This is a genomic window from Zunongwangia pacifica (assembly GCF_023499215.1).
GTDB lineage: Bacteria > Bacteroidota > Bacteroidia > Flavobacteriales > Flavobacteriaceae > Zunongwangia > Zunongwangia pacifica.
Genome location: NZ_JAKHSK010000043.1, coordinates 23,903 through 34,494, shown reverse-complemented (window position 1 = coordinate 34,494; position 10,592 = coordinate 23,903). Strand labels below are relative to the sequence as shown.

Below are 10,592 nucleotides of genomic sequence, written 5' to 3'. Positions count from 1 at the left end.
ATGCGCACGACAGGATTGCTCACTATCAAAATGAGCTGTAAAAGTGAAGATATTCATTATATTGAATTTGAGGTGAATATAATCAAAATTAAAAAATTATGAGTATTTACGGATAATCAAATCTGTTTTCATCGCGAAGAGAATAAGGACCCTCGCCAAGATAAATGTAAAAAGCCTTATTAAAATTTCGAGACTATCCAATATGAAGACGAATATTGGTTTAAAGATCGGGCAATTAAAAATCCACCCCGGGATAGAGGTGGATTTAAGAAACAAAAGGAATGAACAGGTTTATAAAACCTGCCTCGTTATTTTCTTAAAGAGATCAAGAGATCCTCTTTAAGCTAACATAAATTTGGATGTATTTCACCAAACCTGAATCAACCTCAAAGGAACAGAAAAAAGCTTAAAAAACTGTTAGCTGCAATTCAACTAAATGTAAAATTTAGCTTCAGTAATTGTTAGCTATATTACCTAAATATGAAACTTTAAAATTTTTAAAAAAACCCCAAACAATAAGTCGTTATCACCAAGTCATTTAAGTTCGTAAAGTGGTTAATAATGAAAAACTCCCGACTTTACATCGGGAGTATAATTTCATAAATGAAATCGAGAAAATGTTCTTTAACCTTACTGAGAAGAAGTAGAAAACAAATAAGTTTCCCAATCGGTTTTTAGAACTTGCCCCCTACAAAGGGAATTGAACGAAATACTTCATTAATACGATTAAGAACCACCAGTACAATGAATTATTACTTCAAAAGTATCTTATAAAATTACGCAACGCCATACCCATGCGAGGGTATATTTTAAAAATCGTATTTGCGCTGTAAAGCGTAGCGCAGCAATTCTCCCGGACCATGCAAACCAAGTTTTCTAATCATGTTTTTACGATGAGTTTCTACCGTAGTTTTCCCTATAAATAAAGCATCGGCGATTTCCTGATTGGTTTTACCTTTACCTACCAGTTTTAAAATTTCAATCTGGCGTTTGGTAAGAATTCCGGTATTTTCGTTTGGCGTTGTTTCAGTAGCAAGACTTAAGTTAGGATCGTAATATAAATTCCCTTCAGAAACCTTAGATATTGCTTTTTCCATTTCAGAAAGGGGAGAGTTTTTCAGTAAGTATCCAGTAGCACCCGCCTGAAGCATTAAATCTACCGCTTCATCCTGATCGAACATACTAAAGGCAATAATCCCAATCCTGTCGAATTTGGCTTTTATAAGTTTTGCGGCTTCAATTCCGTCCATCACTGGCATCTTCACATCAGTTAGTACAACATCTGGAATATTCTTTTCAACAAGTTTCACTAGATCATCACCATTTTTGGCGTGACCAATAATCGATATCGAATCGTGATATTTAAAATAAGCCAAAATCCCATCGGCTACGGCTAAATGATCTTCGGCAATTATCACTCTAATCATGACTTGGGAATATTTAAAATGACCGTAGTACCACTACCCGAATGGCTATCAATATCTACATTACCACCAAGATGTTCTACCCGTTTTATAATCGAAGCTAATCCCATCCCATCGTTATCTTTTATAATAGAAGGATCAAAACCTTTACCGTTATCCTCTACCATGATATTGATATGATCTTCAAAAGAAGTAAGATGTACAATAATTTCTGAAGCTTCAGCGTGTTTAATCACATTCGTAATTAATTCCTGTACGATCCTGAAAATCGTGATTTCTACACTATTCTCTAAGCGCTCATCCATATCATGAGCTTCTACCTGAACCACAAGATTATTCCCTACAGAGACTTTTGAAGCAAAATTCTTTATCGAAGGCACCAAACCTTCACTGGTTTTTAGGCCAGCATTTCGCTGATGCGCATAATTTCTAACCTGCTGATAGGTTTCATCTAAAAGCGAATTGGTAGTTTTAAACAACTCGTCCTGTTCGTCGCGAAGACGATCGGTCTTGGTTTTTAAATTCTGAAAATGCAGTTTTAAGGTAGCCAGCAATCCTCCTAAATTATCATGAAGATCGTTGGCAATACGCTGGCGCTCTTTTTCCTGCCCCTCGATCATCGCATCTAAGCCTGCAAGTTCCTGATCCTTAAGCTGCTTTTCTAATTCGTTTTTCTCTAAAGCGGACTGTTTAACTTCCAATTGCTTTTTGGCAATACGGTTACGGTACACCAAATAGGTAGCAATAAGCAACAACACCAAAAGAATGACTCCTGAAATTAGCCAAAATCGAGATTGCTTCAATTGCAGGTTTTCATTTTCTTTTTTCTGAACCTCATATTTGGTTTGGATGTCGAAAATCGCCTTTTCCTGTTCTTGCAGATTTAAACTATCCTGATAGGCCTGAGTTAATTTGTAATACTCCAGAGCTTTTGCCGGTTTCTCGGCAAGCTCATAAGTTTTGGCCATGAGATCGTATAAAAAACGCTTGTACTTTATTCTGTAATCTTTACCTATTAAAGAATCTGCTTTTTGATAATTTTCAATGGCTTTATCATATTCACCATTTTTTTTATAGGCACTGGCAACATTTTGATAATTTTGCCGAATTTTATCATTTCTACCAATCAATTCATAAAGTGGCCTTGACAATTTAAAGTAATAAAATGCCGAATCTTTATAAGTTGTAAATTCACTGTGCAATACGCCAAAATTATTAAGCGTTTCGGCTTCAGCTAAAGTATCTTTATTAATTTTTGATAGTAGAAATGCTTTTCTAAAATATTTAAAGGAACTATCGACCGTAGATTTTCTGGCAAAATTAATTCCTATCCTCGTATAAGCTTTTCTTAAATTATCTGGCTTATTTTGCGACAAATGATAATCCAGATAGGCTTTTATATATTCATCATAATTTAAATGATCACTCTCAATATTTCTTACCACCTGAAAAAGCTCTAGGTTAATAGTTGCTACTTTTTCCAGGCTATCCATTGCCGTATAAAGCTTACGTGCTTTCAATAATAATGGATAGGCATCAGATTCCTCTCTTCTGAATCTATGATTAGCGGATTGTAAATAATAAAACCTGGCTTTTTGTGGGATCGACAAGGTATTGGTGTCAATTTTTGATAAGATATCTAAGGATAATTGATAGTTATCTGCTTCTTTAGAAGCTTCAGCCTTATCTAAAAGGTTTTGCTGAGCAAAGCAAGACACCAGCCCAAAAGTTAAAAATCCACAAAAAGCCAGTATCTTTTTCATTATCCTGCACCTAAAACACTTTCTCCTACAGTTTCATCATCTTCTGGATCACCAACACCGCCACCTAGTCCAGCAGATAATTTCCAAACAATTTTAAATTTTAAATATTTAAAGTTTTGATTACTTAAATCTAGGTCAATCTGTTCTACGATGGTCACATCACTCGGAGTACCATTTATATCCCCGCTTAAATAGATTTCAATTTTTAGAATATCAGGAACCACCTGGCTATTACCAATTACTTTATAGTCAGTATAGCTAAAATTTTCAGGTAAATGTAAATCTACCGTGTACTGATTATCGCCTTCGATTTTCTGTAAATTATCCGCATAAAATAGCGGAGCTGTGTTAGGGTCTTTCATTTTTTTATCAATTATAGTTTTAACATATTTTTAAAAATAAGAAATATATCAACTCTATAAAAAGTAGTCTCAATTTTATATAAAATTAAACCAATACACCGCTAAACCTTTTATTTATTAATAAGAACAGTACTAAATGGTTTTATATTGAAATCTTTATGATGATTTAGCTACATTACTGTAAATTACATTTTCAAACATTTGTAAGAAACAACTTTCAAACCTTCTAAGCGTTAGGAAAAAGACGGCAAAATCAACAAAATCCCGTGTGTTATAACCGGAAAAAATCTTTAAAAACAATAGAAAAACAAGGCTAAAAATTCCCTTCAATAATAACAAATGAAGCTTTATGTTTTCTTTGGTTTCTTTTTCATTTTATGAATCCAGATAAATGTTCCGGTAATGGGAAGACTGGTCGCAATTAAACAGGCTAAAAAATAAAGGAGTTTAGAAAAACCACCATAAATGGTCCCCGTGTGCAAGGGCTTTATCAGCGAAGTAATTCTTACATTTAAAGGTTTATCATTAAATATGTCCTTTTTTAGCACTTTTCCATCCCGATCTATAACCAGCTTATCGGCAATTATTGGTGAAAGTTTAGCCGACTCGTATTTTCTAATACTATAAACGCCTTTTTCGTTAGAAGGAAAACTAATCGAGGTTTTACCCTCGTATTTCAGTTCTTGCGATACAATCTTTTCTATTTCGGTAACAGAGATAGCTTGATTTTCGTTAATTTGGGCTTCACTTTCTATCCGCGGGCCACCCCGACCTCCAAAGATTTGCGCGCCCATTACTTCGCTTCCCAAATCACGATACCACTGGAACGACCAGCACAAACCGGTAAGCGACATAATAACTAAAAAGATACACGTATAAAACCCCAACGTATTATGTAAATCGTGGTTAATACGCTTCCATCTGGCCGAAAATTTAATTTTGAATCCGGGTTTTAAAGTTTTCCAGTTGATTTTTTTCTTCGGAAACCAAAGTACGATCCCGGTGATGGAAAGAATTAAAAATATGATGGTGGAAACACCAACAATTGGTCGCCCGATAGAAGAATCTAACAGTAGCCAACGATGTAGTTTAAACATCGAAAAGAAAAAGCCATCTAAAGAAGATTCACGCTTTTTACTGAATTCAGCAGTATAAGGATTCACATAATAAGTAGTTCCACGACGCTGTTCGGGAGATTCTTTTACGCTAAACTCATAAGCTTCATTATCTTCAGCCGGCACGGTAACCGAGCTTACCGTTCCCTGATCTCCCAATGCTAAGATAAGCTGTTCTAAGGATAGTTTTTCATCTCCCCCTTTAACAGTAAACTCTTCAGCAAAGAGTCCTTTTATTTCGTCTTCAAAAGTAAGTATGGTTCCGCTAAGGCAAACCAAAAATAAAATAATCCCGCTAGCTAAGCCTAACCACAAATGAACATCATTAATAAACGAGCGTAAACCGTACTTTTTCTTTTTCATTAGATTGCTATCATAATTATTGGCTGCTACCAGACTATTTCATCTTAAAGCTCCTTATTTAGACTTATTTAAGATTATAATTTCAAAAATAATCAGCTTTTTTAAATACTCATTATTTATTTAGATCAATTTCAAACAAAAAATTAGTATCCTTTAAATTTTAGAATAAAAAATCTACTAGGTGTCCTTAAAATCTGAACCGAATAATCCTTTTACGATCTGACAAAGCTCTACAATCAAAAACTAAATGTTTAATTAAACTAAAATCTCAAATAAAAAACACGCTTTACCGTATTAGCTTTTGTGATTTTATTAAGAAGTCGTAAATTCGGCAACGTTAGCCTTTTTCCTTATGTCGCAATTTTGGTTATATCTTAAGTTAGGTTTAGAGCATGTATTAGATTGGAATGCCTACGACCATATTCTATTTTTAATCGCTTTGGTAGCCTCCTATACCTTTACTTCCTGGAAAAGGGTACTATGGCTGGTGACCATTTTCACCATTGGTCATACCTTCGCGTTATTTTTATCTACCTATGAAATTGTAATTGTAGACACTGCCTGGGTAGAGTTTTTAATTCCGGTGTCGATAATGATTACCGCCATTTACAATATTTTCACGGCTAGCAATAAAGAAAAATCCGGCAACCCTGCATTATTGTATTTTACGACTGCTTTTTTTGGCATTATTCACGGCCTTGGATTCTCTACTTATTTTAAAATGCTAAGTAGCGGTTTTTCCTCCAAGATTTTTCCGCTTTTAGAATTTGCCTTAGGGATAGAATGCGCCCAGGCTATAGTCGTTTTATCAGTATTAATAATCGCCTTTATTATGCAAAATTTCTTTCAGGTCTCTAAGCGTGATTGGGTACTGGTAGTATCAGCACTGGTTATTGGGATTATCCTACCCATACTTAGAGATAATTTTAATGCCATTTAATTAACTTTAACGCGTTAAAATTGGTTTAACTTATAGCTTACAATAATTTAGCGATTCTTACATTATAAGATTAGTGGATTTAAAAATCCTCTTTCATAACACATGCAAAAAGAAAAACAACTTAAATACGACAAAGCCTATTTAAGAATAGCGCGGGAATGGAGCAAACTTTCCCATTGCAAAAGAAAACAGGTTGGTGCAGTTATTGTTAAAGATAGAATGATCATTTCTGACGGTTATAACGGTACCCCTAGCGGATTTGAAAATTATTGTGAAGACGAAGAAGGTTATACCAAATGGTATGTTTTACACGCTGAAGCAAATGCGATCTTAAAAGTTGCAGCATCTACACAATCCTGCCAGGGAGCCACTTTATACATTACCATGTCACCCTGTAAGGAATGTAGTAAACTTATACACCAGGCAGGGATTACCAGACTGGTATATTGCGTAGACTATAAGGATAATAGCGGTCTCGATTTTCTTAAAAAAGCCGGAGTCGATTTAATACAGATAACGCAATTAGACGATTGAAAAATAAAAAAAACATATATACCCCGCTCCTTTTAGGAATAGCCTGTGCTATTGGCGTATTTATGGGAGGTAAAATAAATTACTCTTCTTCAGATCAGTTATTTTCATCTAATCCTAAAAAAGAAAAATTGAATCGCTTAATCGACTATATCGATTATGAGTATGTTGATGATGTAAATACAGACAGTATTGTAGATGTTACTGTAAACACCATATTAAAAGGCCTGGATCCTCACTCCGTTTATATCCCGGAACAGGAATACGACAATGTTTCCCAAAACATGAAAGGTGATTTTGTGGGTATTGGGGTTAGTTTTTATTCGGTGGAAGACACCATTATGGTTATCCAGCCATTAGAAGGCGGACCAAGTGAAAAGATTGGCATTCGTGGCGGTGACCGTATTTTATATGCAAACGACAAAGCATTGTTCGATCTTGGCGTAAGTAGCGATTCATTAACAAGTTTCCTAAAAGGAAAACAAGGCAGCAGTGTGGAACTTAAAGTAAAACGCCCCGGACAGGACGATCTTCTTAGCTTTAATGTAAAACGTGACCATGTGCCCATAAAAAGTGTAGAAGCGGTTTATATGCTCAACAAAACGGTTGGCTACATCAAAATAAATCGTTTTGCTGAATCTACATACGAAGAATTTAGTGCCGCTATAAAGGCTTTAGAATTAATGGGGGCTAAAGAAATCGCTTTAGACCTTCGCGACAATCCAGGCGGCTATTTAGCTGAGGCCATTAATATTGCCGATGAGTTTTTAAAAGATGATAAACTTATTCTCTTCACTAAAAACAAAAGCGGCTCTATAGAAAAAACTTTTGCCAAGCGGAAAGGTGATTTTGAAGATGGCCATGTATATGTCTTAATCAACGAAAATTCGGCCTCGGCAAGTGAAGTTGTAGCCGGAGCATTACAGGATAATGATGTAGGGACCATTATAGGAAGACGATCCTATGGTAAAGGATTAGTGCAACGGGAAATGGATCTTGGTGACGGTAGCGCAGTACGCTTAACCATTGCACGATATTATACCCCAACCGGTCGCTCTATCCAAAAACCGTACGAAAACGGAAACGACAATTATTTTAGGGATTACGAGCGCCGCTACGAAAATGGGGAACTTAAGAGCGTCGATAGCATAAAAGTAGACGACTCTTTAAAATATGTTACACCAGGCGGAAAAACGGTATATGGCGGAGGCGGAATTATTCCCGATGTGTTTATCCCGAAAGATATCGAAATTGAACGGGAACATATTCGTATTTTACTAAATCGCGGCTTTTTAAGCCGATTCGTTTTCCAGGAACTGGAACGTAAAAGATCCTATTATAATTCACTTTCAAAATTAGAATTTGAGAACGAGGTAGAAATTACAGATCAGGTAATCGACCGATTAATAGCCTTTGGAAAAAACGAAGGCTTAAATATACGTCTTACCGAATACAAGCCGCTTATGAAACAATATCTAAAAGCAGTAATGGCGCAACAATTATTTGGTTCTACTTACTTTCAACAACTAAAAAACGAAGGAGATCCCGTCATCGAAAAAGTACTGGAGTTATCTGAAAAGAAGAATAATTTTAAGGACTAATGGTTACCGCAGATTTACTTGAAACTTGTTGCATTTGCCTTCCCCTATTATTCTTTGTTATTGCAGTAAGTTTCAGGCTACTCGATAATAGTGCGTTATTATTTCTTCAAAAAGATATCATAGTAAGCTGTTCGTATGTCCCTAAAAAGAAGATAATAAAGCATATCGCTTCTAACCCCGATAAAGTTTTTACCGGAAATTTAAAAAGAGCCTTAATTTATCGCAGATTACATAGATTGTTTATCATCTTAATGATGAGCGCTATCATTCCCGCAATAAGATGTTTTATTTTAGGATAGTTTATCGTGCACTTTGGTATGCTCACCATCATTCCAATCGGTAAGGATATCTGTAGCTACAGCGGCACCACTACCACAGGCTATAGAAAACTGACTTCGCCAGCCGGCCAAAGAACCGGCTACATATACATTAGGAATAACTAAATGATCTTCATTAATTAACTGCACACGATTTTTAGAGGCTTTTGCTTTTTTATGCGGAATCACATATTCGTCTACTCCGCCAATCCTAAAATTATCAGAATAGCCAATAGCAATCACTACCTTTTTAGCTAAATAATCGTTTTTATTGGTTTTAAGCTCAAAAACCCCATTTTCATTTTTACTAATATGCTGAAGTTTTTCTCCTTTTAACTGTTCAACTTTTGGATATAAGTCTTTTAATTGTTTTGGCCCTTGCTTAAGCACATCTGCACCTTTGGTTCCCGGCTGCAAGCCTAGAACATTATTAAACAAGGCCGTTTGCAGATCAGATGTTTTTTGGTGCATCACAATCCCCACTTTCTTATCTTTCGCAAAGTCTTTTTCTAAAGCCGATCCTACAACTAAAGCACAAGACATCCCTGCAGCACCTCCACCAACAATTAAAAGGTCATATTCCATATTTATTGATCATGTTTTTTTGCGATAGCTCTAGACACTAAAAGGATTCCCATTAAAACGATCACACAAAGACTGGCCACAATAGCGATCAAAGCTGTCCCGCTTTCGTCTTCCATTAGATGATTAAAATCTAATATAGTAACATTAAAACCAATAACAACAATTCCTAAAAAAATGATCGTGTAGATTAAATACTTTGTCATGAAAATAAACTCTGAATGTTTGCGGCAAAAAGTTTAACGGCGATTGCCAGTAAAATAACGCCAAATATCTTTCGGATAACATTTATCCCCTGGGATCCTAAAACCCGTTCTATTTTACCTGAAGATTTTAAGACGATATATACAAAGATAATATTGATTATGATAGCCACAATAATATTTATGGTTTCATATTCAGCCCTCAAAGATAAAAGCGAGGTCATCGTCCCTGCCCCGGCAATTAATGGAAATGCCAAAGGCACTATAGAAGCCGATTCTGGCGCGTCATCTTTATACAAACTAATCCCAAGGATCATCTCTAAAGCCAGAAAAAATAAAATAAACGAACCTGCCACCGCAAACGAATTTACATCGATGCCAATAAGGTTTAAAATTTCTTTCCCTAAAAACAAAAAAGCGATCATTAACAAACCTGCCACTAAAGAGGCTTTTTCACTTTGTATATGGCCTACTTTTTTTCGTAAATCCAACACAATAGGGATACTTCCAATAATATCGATTACCGCAAATAAAACCATCCCTACGGTAAACACTTCCCTGAAGTCGAACAAATTAAACATAGCTCAAAATTTTTTGCAAAAGTAAATTTTCATAATGATTTTGGTTCATTTCAACTTTAAATATTTCTAAACAATCAAAACAAAACTTCATTCCCTATTTAACAAGGAAAAACACTAATTAAACAAGGGTTTTTAAATTTTCATCCCTACAATAACACAAATAATAAAGCTGTTTTCTTTATAAAATCAATCTTAAAATTATCTTTGCCGTATGTTTCAGTTAGGTAAAACCATAGTTTCAGAAGAAATTCTAAAAAAAGAATTTGTTTGTAATCTTTCGGCCTGTAAAGGGGCATGCTGCGTAGATGGCGATGCCGGTGCTCCCGTAGAAGAACACGAGAAAGAGATCATGGATAAAATTTATCCAAAAGTTAAACCATTTCTTAGACAAGAAGGCATCGATGCCATAGAAAAGCAAGGACGGTATATCACAACCGAATTAGGCGAGATCGAAACCCCGCTTATCGATGGTGCCGATTGTGCGTATGTCACCTTCGACGATAAAGGCACTTCACTTTGCGGAATAGAAGAAGCCTATAATCAGGGAGAAATCGATTGGAAAAAACCGGTTTCCTGCCATCTTTACCCGGTACGCGTTCAGGAGTATTCAGAATTTTCTGCGGTAAACTATCATCAATGGCATATTTGCGACGACGCTTGTAGTCTTGGCGAAGAATTAGGGGTACCTATTTATAAATTTACCAAAGAAGCCCTTATTAGGAAATTTGGGGAAGACTGGTATGCCGAATTAGAAAAAGTAGCCCAAAACCTATAATTTGGGCGTTGCCTTTGGCCGGGCTTTCGCTACTC

11 protein-coding genes are annotated in these 10,592 nt (G+C 35.6%); 4 read left to right on the top strand and 7 right to left on the bottom strand.

What is annotated here, in order from left to right; genetic code table 11:
• Positions 1-809: 809 nt before the first annotated feature.
• From L1967_RS19790 to L1967_RS19775, 4 genes are all read right to left on the bottom strand, one after another.
• Positions 810-1,427 (bottom strand): response regulator, encoded by a 618-nt coding sequence (locus tag L1967_RS19790; protein WP_249603237.1) that lies wholly within the window; start codon positions 1,425-1,427, stop codon positions 810-812.
• Positions 1,424-3,187 (bottom strand): ATP-binding protein, encoded by a 1,764-nt coding sequence (locus L1967_RS19785; RefSeq protein ID WP_249603236.1) that lies wholly within the window; start codon positions 3,185-3,187, stop codon positions 1,424-1,426. The genes L1967_RS19790 and L1967_RS19785 overlap by 4 nt, the downstream gene beginning before the upstream one ends.
• Positions 3,187-3,549: a hypothetical protein gene (locus L1967_RS19780; RefSeq protein ID WP_249603235.1), complete on the bottom strand. Its 363-nt coding sequence runs from the start codon at positions 3,547-3,549 to the stop codon at positions 3,187-3,189. The genes L1967_RS19785 and L1967_RS19780 overlap by 1 nt, the downstream gene beginning before the upstream one ends.
• 347 nt (positions 3,550-3,896) lie before the next feature.
• A complete protein-coding gene (locus L1967_RS19775) occupies positions 3,897-5,027 on the bottom strand; it encodes a PepSY-associated TM helix domain-containing protein (protein WP_249603234.1) in 1,131 nt (376 codons plus the stop codon).
• 352 nt (positions 5,028-5,379) lie between these two features.
• Between L1967_RS19775 and L1967_RS19770 the strand changes: the two genes are divergently transcribed.
• From L1967_RS19770 to L1967_RS19760, 3 genes are all read left to right on the top strand, one after another.
• Positions 5,380-5,967: a HupE/UreJ family protein gene (locus L1967_RS19770; RefSeq protein ID WP_249603233.1), complete on the top strand. Its 588-nt coding sequence runs from the start codon at positions 5,380-5,382 to the stop codon at positions 5,965-5,967.
• Between the two features lie 102 nt (positions 5,968-6,069).
• The gene (locus L1967_RS19765; RefSeq protein ID WP_249603232.1) at positions 6,070-6,501 is read left to right on the top strand and encodes a deoxycytidylate deaminase; all 432 of its coding nucleotides are present in this window, start codon (positions 6,070-6,072) and stop codon (positions 6,499-6,501) included.
• Positions 6,498-8,099 carry a S41 family peptidase gene (locus L1967_RS19760; RefSeq protein ID WP_249603231.1) on the top strand — a complete coding sequence of 534 codons (1,602 nt, stop codon included), beginning with the start codon at positions 6,498-6,500 and terminating at the stop codon, positions 8,097-8,099. Before L1967_RS19765 ends, L1967_RS19760 begins: the two co-directional genes overlap by 4 nt.
• Before the next feature lie 290 nt (positions 8,100-8,389).
• Here L1967_RS19760 and L1967_RS19755 read toward each other — a convergent pair whose 3' ends face one another.
• From L1967_RS19755 to L1967_RS19745, 3 genes are read right to left on the bottom strand one after another with little or no spacing between them, the layout of a single operon-like run.
• On the bottom strand, positions 8,390-9,001 hold the full coding sequence (locus L1967_RS19755; RefSeq protein WP_249603230.1) for an FAD-dependent oxidoreductase: 612 nt from the start codon (positions 8,999-9,001) through the stop codon (positions 8,390-8,392).
• A 2-nt stretch (positions 9,002-9,003) separates the two neighbouring features.
• A complete protein-coding gene (locus tag L1967_RS19750) occupies positions 9,004-9,204 on the bottom strand; it encodes a hypothetical protein (protein ID WP_249603229.1) in 201 nt (66 codons plus the stop codon).
• Positions 9,201-9,782, bottom strand: coding sequence for a MarC family protein (locus L1967_RS19745; RefSeq protein ID WP_176218968.1), 582 nt, complete (start codon positions 9,780-9,782; stop codon positions 9,201-9,203). Before L1967_RS19745 ends, L1967_RS19750 begins: the two co-directional genes overlap by 4 nt.
• A gap of 211 nt (positions 9,783-9,993) precedes the next feature.
• Here L1967_RS19745 and L1967_RS19740 point away from each other — a divergent pair, with 211 nt between their 5' ends.
• Complete coding sequence (locus L1967_RS19740) at positions 9,994-10,557, top strand: DUF3109 family protein (RefSeq protein ID WP_249603228.1); 564 nt, start codon at positions 9,994-9,996, stop codon at positions 10,555-10,557.
• Positions 10,558-10,592: the final 35 nt, after the last annotated feature.

Excerpts from the sequence above, each read along its gene's own strand:
- L1967_RS19790 (WP_249603237.1), bottom strand. The coding sequence starts at position 1,427 with ATGATTAGAGTGATAATTGCCGAAGATCATTTAGCCGTAGCCGATGGG.
- L1967_RS19785 (WP_249603236.1), bottom strand. The coding sequence starts at position 3,187 with ATGAAAAAGATACTGGCTTTTTGTGGATTTTTAACTTTTGGGCTGGTG.
- L1967_RS19780 (WP_249603235.1), bottom strand. The coding sequence starts at position 3,549 with ATGAAAGACCCTAACACAGCTCCGCTATTTTATGCGGATAATTTACAG.
- L1967_RS19775 (WP_249603234.1), bottom strand. The coding sequence starts at position 5,027 with ATGAAAAAGAAAAAGTACGGTTTACGCTCGTTTATTAATGATGTTCAT.
- L1967_RS19770 (WP_249603233.1), top strand. The coding sequence starts at position 5,380 with ATGTCGCAATTTTGGTTATATCTTAAGTTAGGTTTAGAGCATGTATTA.
- L1967_RS19765 (WP_249603232.1), top strand. The coding sequence starts at position 6,070 with ATGCAAAAAGAAAAACAACTTAAATACGACAAAGCCTATTTAAGAATA.
- L1967_RS19755 (WP_249603230.1), bottom strand. The coding sequence starts at position 9,001 with ATGGAATATGACCTTTTAATTGTTGGTGGAGGTGCTGCAGGGATGTCT.
- L1967_RS19750 (WP_249603229.1), bottom strand. The coding sequence starts at position 9,204 with ATGACAAAGTATTTAATCTACACGATCATTTTTTTAGGAATTGTTGTT.
- L1967_RS19745 (WP_176218968.1), bottom strand. The coding sequence starts at position 9,782 with ATGTTTAATTTGTTCGACTTCAGGGAAGTGTTTACCGTAGGGATGGTT.
- L1967_RS19740 (WP_249603228.1), top strand. The coding sequence starts at position 9,994 with ATGTTTCAGTTAGGTAAAACCATAGTTTCAGAAGAAATTCTAAAAAAA.